At 71.6% G+C, this 16,657-nt stretch carries 17 protein-coding genes; 10 read left to right on the top strand and 7 right to left on the bottom strand.

Annotated features, from left to right (window positions below; genetic code table 11):
- Positions 1–141: 141 nt before the first annotated feature.
- From AB5J56_RS38670 to AB5J56_RS38655, 4 genes are all read right to left on the bottom strand, one after another.
- On the bottom strand, positions 142–1,227 hold the full coding sequence (locus AB5J56_RS38670; protein WP_369240059.1) for an acyl-CoA dehydrogenase family protein: 1,086 nt from the start codon (positions 1,225–1,227) through the stop codon (positions 142–144).
- Positions 1,224–2,405 (bottom strand): acyl-CoA dehydrogenase family protein, encoded by a 1,182-nt coding sequence (locus AB5J56_RS38665; RefSeq protein ID WP_369240057.1) that lies wholly within the window; start codon positions 2,403–2,405, stop codon positions 1,224–1,226. Before AB5J56_RS38665 ends, AB5J56_RS38670 begins: the two co-directional genes overlap by 4 nt.
- Entirely contained in the window at positions 2,402–3,379 is a 978-nt protein-coding gene (locus AB5J56_RS38660) for an NADPH:quinone oxidoreductase family protein (RefSeq protein ID WP_369240055.1), read from the bottom strand. Before AB5J56_RS38660 ends, AB5J56_RS38665 begins: the two co-directional genes overlap by 4 nt.
- 118 nt (positions 3,380–3,497) lie before the next feature.
- Complete coding sequence (locus tag AB5J56_RS38655; RefSeq protein ID WP_369240053.1) at positions 3,498–4,070, bottom strand: helix-turn-helix domain-containing protein; 573 nt, start codon at positions 4,068–4,070, stop codon at positions 3,498–3,500.
- A gap of 78 nt (positions 4,071–4,148) precedes the next feature.
- Between AB5J56_RS38655 and AB5J56_RS38650 the strand changes: the two genes are divergently transcribed.
- The 5 genes from AB5J56_RS38650 to AB5J56_RS38630 all read left to right on the top strand — a co-directional run bounded on the left by AB5J56_RS38650 (position 4,149) and on the right by AB5J56_RS38630 (position 8,874).
- A complete protein-coding gene (locus tag AB5J56_RS38650; RefSeq protein ID WP_369240051.1) occupies positions 4,149–5,075 on the top strand; it encodes an NAD(P)/FAD-dependent oxidoreductase in 927 nt (308 codons plus the stop codon).
- Positions 5,076–5,147: 72 nt separating this feature from the next.
- Positions 5,148–6,686 (top strand): ATP-dependent DNA ligase, encoded by a 1,539-nt coding sequence (locus AB5J56_RS38645; protein ID WP_369240049.1) that lies wholly within the window; start codon positions 5,148–5,150, stop codon positions 6,684–6,686.
- Positions 6,683–7,147, top strand: coding sequence for an NUDIX domain-containing protein (locus AB5J56_RS38640; RefSeq protein ID WP_369240047.1), 465 nt, complete (start codon positions 6,683–6,685; stop codon positions 7,145–7,147). Before AB5J56_RS38645 ends, AB5J56_RS38640 begins: the two co-directional genes overlap by 4 nt.
- A gap of 76 nt (positions 7,148–7,223) precedes the next feature.
- The gene (locus tag AB5J56_RS38635) at positions 7,224–8,609 is read left to right on the top strand and encodes an NADP-dependent succinic semialdehyde dehydrogenase (protein WP_369240045.1); all 1,386 of its coding nucleotides are present in this window, start codon (positions 7,224–7,226) and stop codon (positions 8,607–8,609) included.
- 25 nt (positions 8,610–8,634) lie between these two features.
- Positions 8,635–8,874 carry a DUF6213 family protein gene (locus tag AB5J56_RS38630; protein ID WP_369240043.1) on the top strand — a complete coding sequence of 80 codons (240 nt, stop codon included), beginning with the start codon at positions 8,635–8,637 and terminating at the stop codon, positions 8,872–8,874.
- Between the two features lie 7 nt (positions 8,875–8,881).
- On the opposite strand, the gene AB5J56_RS38625 is transcribed toward AB5J56_RS38630, so the two are convergent.
- Positions 8,882–9,565 carry a transcriptional regulator gene (locus AB5J56_RS38625; protein WP_369240041.1) on the bottom strand — a complete coding sequence of 228 codons (684 nt, stop codon included), beginning with the start codon at positions 9,563–9,565 and terminating at the stop codon, positions 8,882–8,884.
- A 179-nt stretch (positions 9,566–9,744) separates the two neighbouring features.
- Here AB5J56_RS38625 and AB5J56_RS38620 point away from each other — a divergent pair, with 179 nt between their 5' ends.
- The 3 genes from AB5J56_RS38620 to AB5J56_RS38610 are packed head-to-tail and all read left to right on the top strand — an operon-like array spanning position 9,745 to position 12,549.
- Positions 9,745–10,809, top strand: coding sequence for a type III polyketide synthase (locus AB5J56_RS38620; protein ID WP_369240039.1), 1,065 nt, complete (start codon positions 9,745–9,747; stop codon positions 10,807–10,809).
- Complete coding sequence (locus AB5J56_RS38615; protein ID WP_369240037.1) at positions 10,806–12,020, top strand: cytochrome P450; 1,215 nt, start codon at positions 10,806–10,808, stop codon at positions 12,018–12,020. The genes AB5J56_RS38620 and AB5J56_RS38615 overlap by 4 nt, the downstream gene beginning before the upstream one ends.
- 7 nt (positions 12,021–12,027) lie before the next feature.
- Entirely contained in the window at positions 12,028–12,549 is a 522-nt protein-coding gene (locus AB5J56_RS38610; RefSeq protein ID WP_369240035.1) for a cupin domain-containing protein, read from the top strand.
- Positions 12,550–12,565: 16 nt separating this feature from the next.
- Here the strand turns inward: AB5J56_RS38610 and AB5J56_RS38605 are convergent, their stop codons facing one another.
- A complete protein-coding gene (locus tag AB5J56_RS38605; RefSeq protein WP_369240033.1) occupies positions 12,566–13,795 on the bottom strand; it encodes an acyl-CoA dehydrogenase family protein in 1,230 nt (409 codons plus the stop codon).
- Positions 13,796–13,964: 169 nt separating this feature from the next.
- On the opposite strand from AB5J56_RS38605, the gene AB5J56_RS38600 reads away from it, so the two are divergent.
- On the top strand, positions 13,965–14,609 hold the full coding sequence (locus tag AB5J56_RS38600) for a TetR family transcriptional regulator (protein ID WP_369240031.1): 645 nt from the start codon (positions 13,965–13,967) through the stop codon (positions 14,607–14,609).
- Positions 14,610–14,714: 105 nt separating this feature from the next.
- On the opposite strand, the gene def is transcribed toward AB5J56_RS38600, so the two are convergent.
- Positions 14,715–15,251, bottom strand: a complete 537-nt coding sequence (def, locus tag AB5J56_RS38595) for a peptide deformylase (RefSeq protein WP_369240029.1) — start codon at positions 15,249–15,251, stop codon at positions 14,715–14,717.
- Between the two features lie 154 nt (positions 15,252–15,405).
- Between def and AB5J56_RS38590 the strand changes: the two genes are divergently transcribed.
- Positions 15,406–16,644, top strand: a complete 1,239-nt coding sequence (locus AB5J56_RS38590) for a MurT ligase domain-containing protein (RefSeq protein ID WP_369240027.1) — start codon at positions 15,406–15,408, stop codon at positions 16,642–16,644.
- Positions 16,645–16,657 lie beyond the last annotated feature (13 nt).

The following is a 16,657-nucleotide window of genomic DNA, read 5'->3' as shown; positions in this document are numbered from 1 at the left end:
GAGGCAGGTGCGTGAAGGGAGTTGGCCGGACTGCCGCCATGCGTTCACTTGTCCGGACGAGCGCACACGAAGAAGCCCGCCCCAGGTGGGGCGGGCTTCTCCCGGGCTTCTCCCGGACTTCTCCGAGAGGTCGGACGTACGTCAGGGGGCCTGGAGGTCGACCAGTTCGGCCAGTGCCTCGCGGTGGCGGCCCGCGGTGCCGTACGCGATCGAGTCGGCCTTCGCGCGCTTGAGGTAGAGGTGGACCGGGTGCTCCCACGTCATGCCGATGCCGGCGTGCAGTTGGAGCGCCTCCTCGGCCGTGTGGACGGCGACGGGGGCCGCGTAGGCCTGGGCGACGGCGACCGCCACGTCGGCGTCCGTGCTCTCGGTGGCCAGCGCGTCGGCGGCGTTGCGGGCCGCGGCGCGGGTGTTCACCACTTCCAGCCACAGCTGCGCGAGCCGGTGCTTGAGCGCCTGGAAGCCGCCGACGGGGCGGTTGAACTGCTTGCGCTCCTTCAGGTAGCGCACCGTCTCCGTCAAGCACCAGTCGGCGACGCCGAGTTGCTCGGAGGCGAGCAGCCCGGCACCGGCGCGCAGGGCGCGGCGTACGGCGGGCTCCGCGTCGCCCAGCCGGCGCGCCGGGGCGCCGTCGAAGGTGACCGTGGCGACCGGCCGGGTGAGGTCGAGGGAGACCTGTGTGGTGACCGTGACGGCGTCGGCGTCCACCGCGTACAGGGCGCCGTCGTCCGCCGGGACCAGCAGCACATCGGCCGCCGCCGCGTCGGCGATCCCTGTCAACTCCCCGTGCAGGGCGCCGTCTTCATGCCGTACGGCCTTGTGGGCGGCCCTCGGCGCGACGTTCAGCGCGATGGCGAGTGCGCCGATCGTGCGCCCGGACGCCAGGGCTGTCAGCAGTCCGGCGGCCTCCTCGCTCTCGCAGGCCAGCAGCGCCTCCGTCGCGACGACGGCACTGGTCAGATACGGGACGGGCGCGACGGCGCGGCCCAACTCCTCCAGGACCACGGCCACTTCGCGATGGGTAGCACCCTGGCCTCCCTGGGACTCGGGCACCAGGAGACCGGCGAGTCCCATGCCGTCCGCCAGCGCCTTCCACAGGGCGCGGTCGTGCGGGGTGTCGGTCTCGACGCGCGTGATGACGCCCGCCGCGTCGCAGTGGTCGGCGAGGAGGTCGCGGAGGGCGGCGCGCAGCGCCTCTTCCTCCTCCGAGTAGAGCAAGTCGGTCATCGGGCCAGGTCCTTCCAGGCGACGTCCTTGTCGGTGCGCGGCTCGGACGGCAGTCCCAGGACGCGTTCGGCGACGATGTTCAGCAGGACCTCGCTGGTCCCGCCCTCGATGCTGTTGCCCTTCGAGCGGAGGTAGCGGTATCCGGCGTCGCGGCCGGTGAAGTCGACGAGTTCGGGCCGGCGCATCGTCCAGTCCTCGTACAACAGGCCTTCCTCGCCGAGGAGTTCGACCTCCAGGCCGCTGATCTCCTGGTTGAGGCGGGCGAACGCGAGCTTCATGCCGGCGCCCTCGGGGCCGGGCTGGCCGACGGCCATCTGCTGGCGCAGCCGTTCGCCGGTGAGCCGGGCGACCTCGGCCTCGACCCACAGGGTGAGCAGCCGCTGGTGCAGGTCGTGGGTGCGCAGCTCGGGGCGTTCGCGCCAGGTCTTGGAGACCGGCCCGATCATGCCGCCCTCGCGGGGGATGCGCATGCCGCCGATGGCGACGCGTTCGTTGTTCAGCGTGGTCTGCGCGACCCGCCAGCCGTCGCCCACCTCGCCGAGGCGGCGCGTGTCGGGGATGCGGACGTCGGTGAGGAACACCTCGTTGAACTCGGCCTCGCCGGTGACCTGGCGCAGCGGCCGCACCTCGACGCCGGGGTCGGTCATGTCGCAGAGGAAGTAGGTGATGCCCGCGTGCTTGGGCACGTCCGGGTCGGTGCGGGCGATGAGGATGGCCCAGCGGGCCAGGTGGGCGCTGGACGTCCACACCTTCTGCCCGTTGACGACCCACTCGTCGCCCTCGCGCACGGCGCGGGTGCCCAGCGCCGCGAGGTCGGATCCGGCGCCGGGCTCGCTGAACAGCTGGCACCACACCTCCTCGCCGGTCCACAGGGGCCGCAGAAAGCGCTGCTTCTGTTCCTCGGTGCCGTACTTGAGGATGGTCGGCGCGGCCATGCCCAGGCCGATACCGATGCGCCGCGGGTCGTTGTCCGGGGCGTCCGCAGCCTCCAACTCGGCGTCCACGACGGCCTGGAGGGTGCGCGGGGCGCCGAGCCCGCCGAGGCCCTCGGGGTAGTGCACCCAGGCGAGCCCGGCGTCGAAGCGGGCCTTCAGGAAGTCCAGGCGGTCCGTTGCCCCGGGCTGGTGCGCGGCCAGCAACTCCTGGGTGCGGCGGCGCAGTTCGGCGGCGTCGGTCATGCGGTGGCTCCGTTCTCCAGAGAGGGCAGCACGGTGACCCGCCCCGTGGTGACGCCGTCGGCGACGCGCTGCACCGCGGCCGCGGCACCGCTCAGCGGGACACGCTCGCTGATCAGCGGCTTGATGGCGCCGCGCGCGGCGAGGTCGGTGAGCTGCTCGTGGCAGTGCTGGATCAGCTTCGGGTTCTTGGTGCCGTACAGACCCCAGTGCAGGCCGAGGATCGAGTAGTTCTTCACCAGGGCGTGGTTGAGGGCGGGCTTGGGGATCGACCCGCTGGCGAAGCCGACGACGACGATCCGGCCCTCGAAGGCGACGACCTTGGTGGACTGGGTGTAGGCCTCGCCGCCGACGGGGTCGTAGATCACGTCGGCGCCGCGCCCGCCGGTGGCCTGCTTGACCGTGGCGATGACGTCCTCGGTGCGCCGGTCGATGACGACGTCGCACCCCAACTCCCGGGCCACGGCGGCCTTCTCGGCCCCGCCGACGACGCCGATGACGGTGGCGCCCGCCGCCTTGCCGAGCTGGACGGCGGCGCTGCCGACGCCTCCCGCGGCCGCGTGCACGAGCAGGGTCTCGCCCGCCTCCAGGTGGGCGCGGCGGTGCAGGCCGAACCAGCCGGTCTGGTAGCCGATGTGCAGGGCGGCGGCCTCGGCGTCGTCCAGGGCGTCCGGCGCGGGCAGCAGCGCCGCTGCGTCCGCGAGCGCGTACTCGGCGAAGCCGCCGTACGGCAGTGCGGGGTTCGCGATCACGCGGCGCCCTTCCTCGGTCTCGCCGCAGATCTCCACGCCGGGCGTGAACGGCAGCGGCGGCTGGACCTGGTAGTGGCCGCGGATCATCAGCGCGTCAGGGAAGTTGATGTTCGCCGCGCGCACCTTGAGCAGCACCTGGCCCTCGCCGGGCACCGGCCGCGCCACGTCGTCGAGACGCATCACCTCGCTCGGTTCGCCGTTCTGGTGCACTTGCCATGCCTGCATGCGGGGCCTCCACGGGACTGCTTCGTCTGAGAGCAAGACCGGACTCCATCGCATACTAAGCGGTCGCTTGCCCATCAGGGAACAGTCGGGTCCGTCACTCCCGCGGCCGCGCGGTCCATCACTCCCGCGCAGGCCGCGCCCGTACGTGCATCCGCTCCCCCTGCGGCCCGAACAGGCTGAGGAACTCCGCAGGCCCCTCCCCCGTCGAACCGAACCAGTGCGGCACCCGCGTGTCGAACTCGGCCGCCTCACCCGCGGCCATCACCACGTCGTGCTCACCCAGCACGACCCTCAGCCGCCCCGACAGCACGTACAACCACTCGTAGCCCTCATGGGTACGGGCTTCGGGCTCCTCGTCCCGCTGCGGCACCAGCACCTTGAAGGACTGCAGACCGCCGGGCTGCCGGGTCAGCGGCCAGTACGTGCGCCCGTGCCGCACGATGGGCTCGGCCCGCACTCGCGGGTCCCGCACCGGCGGGGCACCGACCAGTTCGTCCAGGGGCACCTCGTGGGCCTGCGCGATCGGCAGCAGCAGTTCGAGGCTGGGCTTGCGCAGGCCCGACTCCAGCCGCGACAGGGTGCTGACCGAGATGCCGGTCGCCTCGGACAGCGCCGCGAGGGTCACCTCCCGCTCCTTGCGGACCCGTCGCAGCCTCGGGCCCACGCCCGCGAGAACCTCATCCGTACTCATGACCCTTATTGCAGAATCGGCAAAGAGGTTTGTCAATCCCGCGACAGTCGAGCGACCTTCTCCCTGGAGGTGGTCACCGTGACCGAGAAGTACGAAGTGGTCGTCGTCGGAGGCGGCGCGGCCGGACTGTCCGCCGCGCTCGTGCTGGGCCGGGCCCGGCGCCAGACGCTGGTCGTCGACGCGGGCGAGCCGCGCAACGCGCCCGCCGCGCACATGCAGGGCTATCTGACCCGCGACGGAATGCCGCCCGCCGAGTTCCTCGCGATCGGCCGCGAGGAGATCGCGCGCTACGGCGTCCAGCTCGTCCGGGACCGGGTGACGGACGCCATCCGGGCGGAAGGCGGCTTCACCGTGACCCTCGCGGGCGGACGGACCGTGCGGGCGCGGCGGCTCGTCGTCGCCACCGGCCTGACGGACGAGCTGCCGGCGGTTCCCGGCGTCGCCGAGCGCTTCGGGCGGGACGTGCTGCACTGCCCGTACTGCCACGGCTGGGAGGTGCGCGACCAGGCCTTCGGCGTGCTGGCCTCGACCCCGATGAGCGTGCATCAGGCGCTGATGGTGTCCCAGTGGTCGAAGGACGTGACCCTGTTCCTGCACACGGTCGCCGAGGACGAGCTGTCGGACGACGACCGGCGCCGGCTCACCAGGGCCGGGGTCGCCGTGGTGCCCGGCGAGGTGGCCGAGCTGCTGGTCGACGACGACCGGCTCACCGGGGTACGGCTCGCGGACGGCACCGCGCACGACCGCCAGGTGCTGTTCGTCGCGCCGCGGGCCGTCCCGCGCAACAGTCTGTTCGAGCAGCTGGGCGCCGAGCTGCGGGAGACCCCGTTCGGCAGCTACCCGGTGGTCGACGAGACGGGTCTGACGACCGTGCCGGGCGTGTGGGCGGCGGGCAACGCGGTCGGCTTCGCGGAGCAGGTGGTGAACGCGGCGAGCGCCGGCTACCGGGCGGCCGCGACGGTCAACGGCGACCTGATCATGTCCGACCTCGACGCGACCTCGTAGGCGTGTCCGACCCGGCGGCGCCGTAGCGGTCGTACAGGTGTGGAGCGACCGCCTCCGTTGCACCATGGCTGCATGCTGCTGACCCGGCTCGCCCATGTGTCCCAGGAGGTGGCCGCCGCCTCGGCGCGGTCCCGGAAGATCGCTCTGCTCGCCGAGCTGTTCCGGGACGCCGACGCGGACGACGTGCCGATCGTGATCCCCTATCTGGCGGGTCGCCTGCCGCAGGGGCGGCTGGGCATCGGCTGGAAGGTGCTGAGCCACCGCGTCACCCCCGCCGCGGAGCCCACGCTCACCGTCCGCGAGGTCGACGCCCGGTTCACCGAGCTGGGCAGCGTCTCCGGCACCGGCTCACAGGCCGAACGGGCCCGGCTGGTCGGGGAGTTGATGGCGGCGGCCACCGAGAGCGAGCAGCGGTTCCTGTTCGGGCTGCTCACCGGCGAGGTGCGGCAGGGCGCGCTGGACGCGGTCGCCGTCGAGGGGCTGGCCGAGGCGACCGGCGCACCCGCCGGGGACGTACGGCGAGCGGTGATGCTGGCGGGCTCGCTGCAGACGGTGGCGCAGGCGCTGCTGGCCGAGGGCCCGGCGGCGCTCGGCGCGTTCCGGCTCACCGTCGGCCGCCCGGTGCTGCCGATGCTGGCGCACACCGCTGCGTCCGTCGCCGAGGCCGTCGGCAAGCTCGGCCCCTGCGCGGTCGAGGAGAAGCTCGACGGCATCCGCGTCCAGGTGCACCGCGACGGCGACACCGTACGCGTGCACACCCGCACGCTCGACGACATCACCGACCGGCTGCCTGAACTCACTGCCGCCGCACTGGAGTTGAAGGGCGAGCGGTTCATCCTGGACGGCGAGGTGATCGCGCTGGACGAGGACGGACGGCCGCGCTCCTTCCAGGAGATCGCCGGGCGGGTCGGCTCCCGGGTGGACGTGGCCACGGCCGCCGCGGCGGTGCCCGTCTCCCCCGTCTTCTTCGACGTGCTGAACGTCGACGGACAGGATCTCCTGGACCTGCCGTTCGATGCCCGGCACGCCGAGCTGGCGCGGCTCGTGCCGGAGCCGATGCGGGTGCGCCGCGCGCTCGTGCAGGGGCCCGACGACCTCGCCGCGGCGGAGGGCTTCCTCGCGGACACGCTCGCCCGCGGCCACGAGGGCGTGGTCTGCAAAGCGCTCGACGCTCCCTACAGCGCGGGCCGGCGCGGTGCCTCCTGGCTGAAGGTCAAGCCCGTGCACACCCTCGACCTGGTGGTGCTGGCCGCCGAGTGGGGCCACGGCCGGCGCACCGGCAAGCTGTCGAACCTGCACCTCGGCGCGCGCGACGAGGACGGGTCGTTCGCGATGCTCGGCAAGACCTTCAAGGGCATGACGGACGCGATGCTGACCTGGCAGACCGAGCGGCTCGGGAAGCTGGCCGTCGAGGACAACGGCCACGTGGTGACCGTACGGCCCGAACTCGTCGTCGAGATCGCCTACGACGGCCTGCAGAAGTCCACGCGCTATCCGGCCGGTGTCACCCTCCGCTTCGCCCGCGTCGTGCGCTACCGCGAGGACAAGACCCCCGCCGAGGCCGACTCGGTCGAAACCCTGCTGGCCGCGCACCCCGAGGTGAAGCCATGACGGAGAAGCGCAGCGCTGGCCTGCTGTTGTTCAGGCACACCGACGACGGCATCGAGGTGTTGCTCGGCCATATGGGCGGCCCGTTCTTCGCGCGCCGCGACGCCGGGGCGTGGTCCATCCCCAAGGGCGAGTACGAGCCCGACGAACCGGCCTGGGACGCCGCGCGCCGGGAGTTCCAGGAGGAGCTGGGGCTCGCTCCGCCCGACGGGGAGGCGCTGCCGCTCGGCGAGGTCCGCCAGGCGAACCGCAAGATCGTCACGGTGTGGGCGATCGAGGCGGACCTCGACCCGGCGACCGCGGTGCCCGGCACCTTCACGATGGAGTGGCCGCCGAAGTCGGGCCGCACGCAGGAGTTCCCCGAGCTGGACCGGGTGGAATGGTTCGGCCTGGAGCGGGCGCGAGCCCTGATCGTGAAGGCGCAGGCGGAGTTTCTCGACCGGCTCCTGGAGCACTCGGGCTGAGAACGCCGTCCCGCGTTGCGCTGCCCCGCGTCGCGCGGGAGGGTCGGAGAACAGCCCCGTATCCAGGAGGTCGGCCATGCCCATCGCGACGGTGAACCCGGCGAACGGCGAGACGCTCAAGACGTACGAGGCCCTGGGCGGCGCGGAGATCGAGCGCAGGCTCGCGACCGCCGAGTCCGCCTTCCGCGGCTATCGCACCACCCCCTTCGCCGAGCGGGCACGGCTGCTGCACAAGGCCGCCGACCTGCTGGAGGAGGAGCAGCGGGACATCGGCCGGGTCATGACGACCGAGATGGGCAAACCGGTCAAGCAGGCCCGCGCGGAGGCCGCCAAGTGCGCGAAGGCGATGCGCTGGTATGCCGACCACGCCGAAGAGCTGCTCGCCGACGAGGAACCGGACGACGGGGACGTCAAGGACTCCGGCGCCTCCCGGGTGCGGGTGCGCTACCGCCCGCTGGGCCCGGTGCTGGCCGTCATGCCGTGGAACTTCCCGCTGTGGCAGGTGATCCGGTTCGCCGCGCCCGCGCTGATGGCCGGCAACGTGGGCCTGCTCAAGCACGCATCGAACGTGCCGCAGACCGCCCTCTATCTGGAGGACCTGTTCCGCCGGGCGGGTTTCCCCGAGGGCTGCTTCCAGACGCTGCTGATCGGCTCGCGCGAAGTGGAGGGCGTCCTGCGCGACGAGCGCGTCAAGGCGGCCACGCTCACCGGGAGTGAACCCGCGGGCCGCGCGGTCGCCTCCATCGCCGGGGACGAGGTCAAGAAGACGGTCCTGGAACTGGGCGGCAGCGACCCTTACGTGGTGATGCCGTCGGCCGACATCGACCGGGCGGCGAAGACCGCGGTCACGGCGCGTGTGCAGAACAACGGGCAGTCGTGCATCGCCGCCAAGCGGTTCATCGTGCACACGGACGTGTTCGACGCCTTCGCCGAACGCTTCACGCAGGGCATGAAGGCGCTGCAGGTCGGCGACCCGATGGACGAGGACACCGACGTCGGACCGCTCGCCAGCAGGCAGGGCCGCGACGACCTGGAGGAACTCGTGGGCGACGCGGTGGAGAACGGCGCGACGGTGCTGTGCGGCGGCGAACGCCCGGACGGGCCCGGCTGGTACTACCCGCCGACCGTCCTCGCCGACGTCACACCCGACATGCGCATCCACCGGGAGGAGGCGTTCGGCCCGGTCGCCACGCTCTACCGTGCCGCCGACCTCGACGAGGCGGTGTCGATCGCCAACGACACGCCGTTCGGGCTGAGTTCCAACGTGTGGACGCGCGACGAGACCGAGGTGGACCGGTTCGTCCTCGACCTGGAGGCGGGCGGCGTGTTCGTCAACGGGATGACGGCGTCCCACCCGGCGTTCCCGTTCGGCGGGGTCAAACGGTCCGGTTACGGGCGTGAACTGTCGGGGCACGGAATCCGCGAGTTCTGCAACATCACCACCGTATGGCACGGAGCGTGAGCGTTCCGCAGCTACGATCCCCCCTGTGAACCGCGAAGTGACCCTGCCTCTGATCGTCGACGACCGCGGAACGTTGCAGGTGTCGGCAGCCGACGTCAGCAAACTGCTGCGCACGGTGGGCGGCCGGTGGCTCCATCTGGTGGAGGCCGGTCAGGACGGGCTCGACGAGGACACGGTGGCGGCGCTCACCATCGAACTCGCCAAGCTCGCCGACCGCATCGACGTGGCCTGCATCGCGCACAGCAGCGGGACCGGCGGCGGCTGACGCTGCCTCAGCCGGTGTGTCCCGTGCGCTGGTCCAGCTCCCACAGCGCGTGCCAGAACGTCGACTCGTAGCTCCCCAGCAGGCGGCCGTACCGGTACACCGCCTCCTCGTCGACCCGCCCGGCGTCGAGCCCCGCCTGCACGGCGGCCTGCGCCTTCCGCTCCAGATCCGGCGCAGGCGTGGCGAAGAGGTCGAAGAACCCGCAGGCCTCGTCCGGGAAGTCGTAGTGGCGGCGCAGCGCCTCGGCGATCGCCTCGCAATAACCGCCCCACGCCGCGAAGTTGGCGCTCAGCGCGAGCACCACGTCGACCGGTGAGCCGTTCAGGGCCAGCCAGGCGATGTACGCGGGATAGGCCTGGCAGTCCGCGAGCGGTTCGTAGGCGGCGGTCCGTGCCTCGTCCGTCCCGCAGGCCGCCGCGTACGCACCGAGCCGCTGCTGGGCCAGGGCCTCGCCCTCCGCGAGCAGGGTGAAGAAGGCCGCGCACTCGGGCTCCGCCGCCGACCGCTGGGCCAAATGGTGGAAGGCGCGGAGGTCCGCGGCGATCACATGGTGCTGCTCCAGCCCGAGGGCGGCGAGCGTCGAGCGCTGCGCGGCGCCGCGGGCGATCAGCGGCAGGAGCCGGTTGGCGTGCGGGTCCGGGGCGAGCTTCCCGGTGGTGTCGTCCAGCAGTTCCCTGGCCGTCCGCGTCATCGCGCACTCCTTCGGTTCGGCTGTCTCGGCCTCCTTCGACCAGGTTGCCACGCCCCGGCGGGGTTCCCCGGTCTGGAGTAGTCCGACGCGATATCCCCGCGCCGCCGGGTGATCGTGGGTGAACCACCCTTCCGCCCGGGGGACGAGGGTCCCCCGGATGGCGAAAGTAGGCGCGCTCCATGGCGACTCTGTGCAGACCTGCGGTCTCCGTTCCGGAACATGTGATCACGATGGAGGAAACGCTGGAGCTGGCGCGTTCCCGCCACCCGGACCACCCCCAACTGCCGCTGGCGCTCCGCCTGATCGAGAACACCGGCGTCCGCACCCGGCACATCGTGCAGCCCATCGAGGAGACCCTGAAGCATCCGGGCTTCGAGGAACGCAACAAGGTCTACGAGAACGAGGCGAAGGCCCGTGTCCCCGCGGTCGTGCAGCGGGCGCTGGACGACGCGGAGCTGCTCACCACCGACATCGACGTGATCCTCTACGTCTCGTGCACGGGGTTCATGATGCCGTCGCTGACGGCCTGGCTGATCAACGCGATGAGCTTCGGCAGCGACACCCGGCAGATACCCATAGCCCAGCTGGGCTGCGCCGCGGGCGGCGCCGCGATCAACCGGGCGCACGACTTCTGCATGGCCTACCCCGAGGCCAACGCCCTCATCGTGGCCTGCGAGTTCTGCTCGCTGTGCTACCAGCCGACCGATCTCGGCGTCGGCTCACTGCTGTGCAACGGACTGTTCGGGGACGGCATCGCCGCCGCCGTCGTCCGCGGCAAGGGCGGCACCGGCATCAGCCTGGAGCGCAACGGCTCGTACCTGATCCCCAAGACCGAGGACTGGATCATGTACGACGTCCGGGCCACCGGATTCCACTTCCTGCTGGACAAGCGGGTGCCGACCACCATGGAACCCCTCGCCCCGGCCCTCCAGGCGCTCGCCAGGCAGCATGGCTGGAACGCCTCCGACCTGGACTTCTACATCATCCACGCGGGCGGCCCGCGAATCCTCGACGACCTCAGCAAGTTCCTCCAGGTACCGCCGGAGGCCTTCCGCTTCAGCCGGGCCACGCTCACCGAGTACGGCAACATCGCGAGTGCCGTCGTCCTGGACGCGCTGCGCCGGCTGTTCGACGAGGGCGGCGCCGAGCACGCCGCGCGCGGACTGCTCGCCGGGTTCGGGCCCGGCATCACCGCGGAGATGGCCCTCGGCCGCTGGAACCGTACGAGCGAAGAGACGGCATGACCGACGAGACCCTCACCGAGACCCTGCCCCCGATCCGTGACTGGCCCGCCCTCGACCTGACCGGTGTCGACTTCGACCCGGTGCTGTCCGAGCTGATGCGCGAGGGTCCGGTCACCCGGATCCGGCTGCCCAACGGCGAGGGCTGGGCCTGGCTGGTGACGCGCCACGACGACGTCCGCTTCGTGGCCAACGACGCCCGCTTCAGCCGGGCGGCGGTCATGGAGCGGCAGGTCACCCGGCTCGCCCCGCACTTCATCCCGGCGGCGGGCGCGGTCGGCTTCGCCGATCCCCCGGACCACACGCGGCTGCGCCGCTCGGTGGCGGCGGCCTTCACGGCGCGCGGGGTGGAGCGGGTGCGCGAGAACTCCCGGCGGATGCTCGACGAACTCGTCGACGAGATGCTCCGGGACGGGCCGCCCGCCGATCTCACCGCGGCGATCCTGAGCCCGTTCCCCATCGCCGTCATCTGCGAGCTGATGGGCGTCCCGGCCGCCGACCGGCAGGCCATGCACACCTGGACCCAGCTCATCCTGTCCTCCACGCACGGCGCCGCCGTCAGCGAGAAGGCCAAGGACGAGATGGGCGCGTACTTCGCGAAGCTCATCGGCGACCGAACCGGCAGCACCGGCGAGGACGTCACCTCGCTGCTCGGCGCGGCGGTGGGCCGCGGCGAGCTGACCGTCGACGAGGCCGTCGGGCTCGCGGTGCTCGTCCAGATCGGCGGCGAGGCGGTCACCAACAACTGCGGGCAGATGTTCTACATCCTGCTCACCCGCCCGGACCTGTGCGAGCAGCTGCGCGCCGATCCGGCCATACGCCCCCGGGCCATCGACGAGTTGCTCCGCTACATCCCGCACCGCAGCGCCGTCGGACTCTCACGGATCGCGTCCGAGGACGTGGAGATCAGGGGCGCCCGGATCCGGGCGGGCGAGGCGGTGTACGTCTCGTACCTGGCCGCCAACCGCGACCCGGACGTCTTCCCCGACCCCGGCACGATCGACTTCTCGCGCGGCCCGAACCCCCATGTGGCGTTCGGCTTCGGGCCGCACTACTGCGTGGGCGGGATGCTGGCCCGGCTGGAGTCGGAGCTGATGGTCGACGCGCTGCTCGACCGGGTACCCGGGCTGCGGCTCGCGGTGCCGCCCGGCCAAGTGCCCTTCAAGAAGGGTGCGTTGATCCGGGGGCCCGAGGCCCTGCCCGTCACATGGTGAGCGGCCGATGACGGCGACGGAAGGGCTGCTCGTGCCGCCGGGCCACGGTCGCTCGGTCCGGACGGCAGCCCAGCACGTGACGTTCAAGGTGACCGGCACGCACTCGCGCAGCGCGTCCAGCTTCGAGGTGGTCGTGCCGCCGGGCTTCGACGTGGGCGCCCATGTGCACACCCGCAGCGAGGAGCTGTTCTACGTCCTCGAAGGCGAGCTGGACGTGCTCGCCTTCGAGCCGCGGGTGCGCACCCCGGACAGCTGGCGCCGGTGGGAGTCCCCGTCGGGCAGCCGGGTGGTGCGGGCCACCCCCGGCACGGTCATCGTGGTGCCGCCGGGGTGCCCGCACGCCTTCGCGAACCCCACCGACGTACCGGCGAAGATGTTCTTCCAGGCCTCGCCGCCGCCCGACCACGAGCACTACTTCGAGGAGCTGCTCGACATCCTGTCGGCCGGCGGCCCGCCCGACCACGCGGCCATCGAGGAACTGCGCTCGCGCTACGACATCGAGCAGCTGACACCTCTCAGGCACCGCTGAGCGCGGCCGGGCCTCACTAGCGGATCGGCATCCCGGCGAGGGTGCGGGCGATCACCAAACGCTGGATCTCGCTCGTGCCCTCGAAGATCGTGTAGATCGCGGCGTCGCGGTGCATGCGCTCGACCGGGTACTCACGGGTGTAGCCGTTGCCGCCGAGGATCTGGATCGCCTGGGCCGTGACCTTCTTGGCGGTCTCGCTGGCGAACAGCTTCGACATGGAGCCCTCGGCCGCGGTGAACGGCTTGCCGTTGATCGCCATCCACGAGGCGCGCCACACCAGCAGGCGGGCCGCGTCGATGGACGTGCGCATGTCGGCGAGCTGGAAGGCGATGCCCTGGTTGTCGATGATCGGGCGGCCGAACTGCTCACGCGTCTTCGCGTACTCAAGGGCCTCTTCGTACGCCGCCCTGGCCGTGCCGACCGCCATGGCGCCGACGGCCGGGCGGGACGCCTCGAAGGTGGCCATCGCGGCGTTCTTCACGCGCTCGCCGCCGCCCGCCCTGGCCTTCTCGTGGGCACGGGCCAGCCGGGCGTCCAGCTTCTCCTTGCCGCCGAGGAGGCAGGAGCCGGGGATGCGGACGTTCTCCAGGACGACCTCGGCGGTGTGCGAGGCGCGGATGCCGTGCTTCTTGAACTTCTGGCCCTGGGAGAGGCCCGGCGTGTTCGGCGGCACGATGAAGGAGGCGTGGCCCTTGGAGCCCAGCTCCGCGTCGACGACCGCGACGACGACGTGGACGTTGGCGATGCCGCCGTTGGTCGCCCAGGTCTTGGTGCCGTTGAGCACCCACTCGTCCTTGGCCTGGTCGTACACCGCACGGGTACGCATGGAGGCCACGTCGGAGCCGGCGTCGGGCTCGGAGGAGCAGAAGGCCGCGACCTTGACATCGTTGGCGTCGCCGTACATCTGGGGGATCCAGGTGCCGATCTGCTCCTCGGTGCCGTTGGCGAGGACGCCCACGGCGGCGAGGCCGGTGCCGACGATGGACAGGGCGATGCCCGCGTCGCCCCAGAACAGCTCCTCCATGGCCATGGGTATGCCGAGGCCCGTGGGGTCGAAGTACTGCTGGGCGTAGAAGTCCAGGGAGTAGATGCCGACCTTCGCGGCTTCCTGGATGACCGGCCACGGCGTCTCTTCACGCTCGTCCCATTCGGCGGCCGCGGGGCGGATCACATCGGCGGCGAAGCCGTGCAGCCAGTCCCGGACCTCCTTCTGTTCGTCGTTGAGCTCCATGGTGAACTCGGCCATGTCCCCTCCAGCGCTGCTTTCGCGTGTTACTTGCGGTAACTAGAGTCTGTTACTGGCCGGTAGCGAAAGTCAACTCCCGCGTCTCACTCGGCAGCCCGTTCGATACGAAGGGGGCATTGAGTGTTAGTTTGCGCAGGCGTCACCGAATCAGCACGGGTGGGGAGAGCTCATGGACACCACACAGCGGACCGATCAGCAGAGGTCCGCCGACCGCCGCCGGCGTGAACTGCTGGAGGCCGCCGATCGCGTGGTGCTCCGCGACGGCCCCCAGGCCTCGATGAACGCCATCGCGGCCGAGGCGGGCATCACCAAGCCGATCCTCTATCGGCACTTCGGCGACAAGGGCGGACTCTACGCCGCCCTCGCCACACGGCACACCGACGCCCTCCTCGGAGCGCTGCGGGCCGCCCTGGACGCCCCGGCCGAGCGCAGGGAGCGGGTCGAGGCGACGCTCGACACCTACCTGGCGGCCATCGAGGCACGCCCGCAGGTGTACCGCTTCCTGATGCATCCGGCGGAGGGCGGCCAGCCCGGCGACCCCGGCTTCGACGTCGGCAAGCACTCCGCTCCCCTGCTGCGCCGCATGGGCGAGGAACTCGCCGAGGTCATCGAGGAGCGGGTCGACCTCGGCCCGGGCAGCCAGCAGCTCGCCCGGGTGTGGGGACACGGGATCGTTGGCATGATGCACGCCGCCGGGGACTGGTGGCTCGGCGAACGGCCTTGCTCACGCGCCGAGTTGGTGCGGAGCCTGGCCGACCTGCTGTGGGGCCGGCTGGCGGCGGCGGGGGACAAGGTGGGCGGCCCGGGGTTCTGACACCGGGCCAGGAGAGCGCCCGTCAGGGGCGCGGGGCAGTGACATTCTGCGGCTCCGCCGCGTGGGCGCGGCCAGCCACAGACAACCCGCAGCCGCGGGCGGTCATCAGCTCCACGGCGCGCGGGCGACCTGCCTCAACACCCTCCGCTTACGCCACCCGGCGAGGCGATCCACATACACGCCCCCGTCGAGATGGTCACACTCGTGCTGCAGGCACCGGGCGAACCACCCGGTGCCATGCACGGTCACCGGTTCGCCGGTGACCGTGAAACCCTCGACCACGGCATGGTCGTACCGCTCGGTCCCCGCCTCGAGGCCGGGCAGCGACAGGCAGCCCTCCGGCCCCCGGAGCACCACACCGTCCGCCTCGACAAGGCGTGGGTTCACCACATGCCCCACGTGACGGACCTCCTCGTCGTCCGGGCAGTCGTACACGAAGACCCGCAAGGCCTCGCCGACTTGGTTGGCGGCGAGGCCGACCCCCTGGGCGGCATACATCGTGGCGAACATGTCCTCGACGAGCGCTGCGAGTTGGGGGCCGAAGTCGGTGACCTCCTCGCAGGGTGCGTGCAGCACGAAATCGCCGAGCAGGGTCAGGGGCCGGACGCGCCCTCGGGCGCCCAGGATGGAGCGGTGTCGCATGGCGGCAAGGGTACGGTCCTCAATGACGCACGAAGAGCGCGCGGGCACCGAGGTGGTGCCGCGATTCGGGCACCTGAGTGGATCTCGATAGGCTGAGGCCCACACGGTGCCGGGGGCAGAGGCGCGGCGCGTACGCAAGGAGGATCGAGAAACGATGTCAGGCAACTCGGACCCGCTGACGCCGCGGGCCAAGCTGGCCGTGACGGCGGGCAAGGCGGCAGCGGCCGTCTCGCGCGCCGCCGGACGCGGCAGCGGATCGGTGATCGGCGGCCGGGTTTCACTCAAACTCGACCCTGAGCTGCTGTCCAAGCTCGCCACCCACCTGGACGTGATCCTGGTGTCGGCGACCAACGGCAAGACCACGACGACCCGGCTGATCGCGGAGGCGCTGCGCGCCGCCGGACCGGTCGTGTCCAACGCGCTGGGCGCCAACATGCCCGCCGGAATCACCTCGGCGCTGGCCGGCGGCTCGGACGCCAAGTTCGCGGTCATCGAGGTCGACGAGAAGTACCTCTCCGGTGTCGCGCGCGACACCGACCCCAAGTGCATCGCACTGCTCAACCTCTCCCGCGACCAGCTCGACCGGGCCGCCGAGACCCGCATGATGGCCGAGCACTGGCGCGAGGGCCTGGCCGGTTCCAAGGCCGTCGTGGTCGCAAACGCCGATGACCCGCTGGTCGTGTGGGCCGCGTCCTCCTCGCCGAACGTCATGTGGGTGGCGGCCGGTCAGATGTGGAAGGACGACGCCTGGTCCTGCCCGTCCTGCGGCGGCGTGATGCAGCGCCCCGGCGACGACTGGTTCTGCGGCGACTGCGGTTTCCGCCGTCCGACGCCGACGTGGGCCCTCTCCGGCGACCACGTCCTGGACCCGCACGGCTCCGCCTGGCCGATCCACCTCCAGCTGCCGGGCCGCGCCAACAAGGCGAACGCCGCCTCCTCCGCCGCCGTGGCCGCCGTCTTCGGCGTACCTCCGCAGGTCGCCCTGGAACGCATGTACCAGGTACAGGCCGTGGCCGGACGCTACGACGTGGTGCAGTTCATGCAGCGCGACCTGCGCCTGCTGCTCGCGAAGAACCCGGCGGGCTGGCTGGAGACGTTCTCGCTGATCGACCCCCCGCCGACCCCGGTCATCCTGTCCGTGAACGCGCGCGGCGCCGACGGCACCGACACCTCCTGGCTGTGGGACGTCGACTACACCCGGCTCACCGGGCACCCGATCTTCGTCCTCGGCGACCGCAAGCTCGACCTCGCCGTGCGCCTGGAGGTCGCGAACCAGTCGTTCCAGGTGTGCGAGAACCTCGACCAGGCCGTCCAGCTCGCCCCGCCCGGCCGGATCGAGGTCATCGCGAACTACACCGCGTTCCAGGACCTCCGTCGGCGCGTCGGAAACTGACACCAGAGGATGA

The sequence above is a fragment of the Streptomyces sp. R21 genome, from assembly GCF_041051975.1.
In the GTDB taxonomy this organism is placed as follows: Bacteria; Actinomycetota; Actinomycetes; order Streptomycetales; family Streptomycetaceae; genus Streptomyces.
This window is presented reverse-complemented; position numbering and strand designations above follow the sequence as displayed.

Bases quoted from the DNA above. Each gene is read 5' to 3' on its own strand.
- AB5J56_RS38590 (WP_369240027.1), top strand. From the start codon at position 15,406: ATGTCAGGCAACTCGGACCCGCTGACGCCGCGGGCCAAGCTGGCCGTG.
- AB5J56_RS38600 (WP_369240031.1), top strand. From the start codon at position 13,965: ATGGACACCACACAGCGGACCGATCAGCAGAGGTCCGCCGACCGCCGC.
- AB5J56_RS38610 (WP_369240035.1), top strand. From the start codon at position 12,028: ATGACGGCGACGGAAGGGCTGCTCGTGCCGCCGGGCCACGGTCGCTCG.
- def (WP_369240029.1), bottom strand. From the start codon at position 15,251: ATGCGACACCGCTCCATCCTGGGCGCCCGAGGGCGCGTCCGGCCCCTG.
- AB5J56_RS38655 (WP_369240053.1), bottom strand. From the start codon at position 4,070: ATGAGTACGGATGAGGTTCTCGCGGGCGTGGGCCCGAGGCTGCGACGG.
- AB5J56_RS38615 (WP_369240037.1), top strand. From the start codon at position 10,806: ATGACCGACGAGACCCTCACCGAGACCCTGCCCCCGATCCGTGACTGG.
- AB5J56_RS38620 (WP_369240039.1), top strand. From the start codon at position 9,745: ATGGCGACTCTGTGCAGACCTGCGGTCTCCGTTCCGGAACATGTGATC.
- AB5J56_RS38640 (WP_369240047.1), top strand. From the start codon at position 6,683: ATGACGGAGAAGCGCAGCGCTGGCCTGCTGTTGTTCAGGCACACCGAC.
- AB5J56_RS38605 (WP_369240033.1), bottom strand. From the start codon at position 13,795: ATGGCCGAGTTCACCATGGAGCTCAACGACGAACAGAAGGAGGTCCGG.
- AB5J56_RS38670 (WP_369240059.1), bottom strand. From the start codon at position 1,227: ATGACCGACTTGCTCTACTCGGAGGAGGAAGAGGCGCTGCGCGCCGCC.
- AB5J56_RS38625 (WP_369240041.1), bottom strand. From the start codon at position 9,565: ATGACGCGGACGGCCAGGGAACTGCTGGACGACACCACCGGGAAGCTC.
- AB5J56_RS38635 (WP_369240045.1), top strand. From the start codon at position 7,224: ATGCCCATCGCGACGGTGAACCCGGCGAACGGCGAGACGCTCAAGACG.
- AB5J56_RS38645 (WP_369240049.1), top strand. From the start codon at position 5,148: ATGCTGCTGACCCGGCTCGCCCATGTGTCCCAGGAGGTGGCCGCCGCC.
- AB5J56_RS38665 (WP_369240057.1), bottom strand. From the start codon at position 2,405: ATGACCGACGCCGCCGAACTGCGCCGCCGCACCCAGGAGTTGCTGGCC.
- AB5J56_RS38660 (WP_369240055.1), bottom strand. From the start codon at position 3,379: ATGCAGGCATGGCAAGTGCACCAGAACGGCGAACCGAGCGAGGTGATG.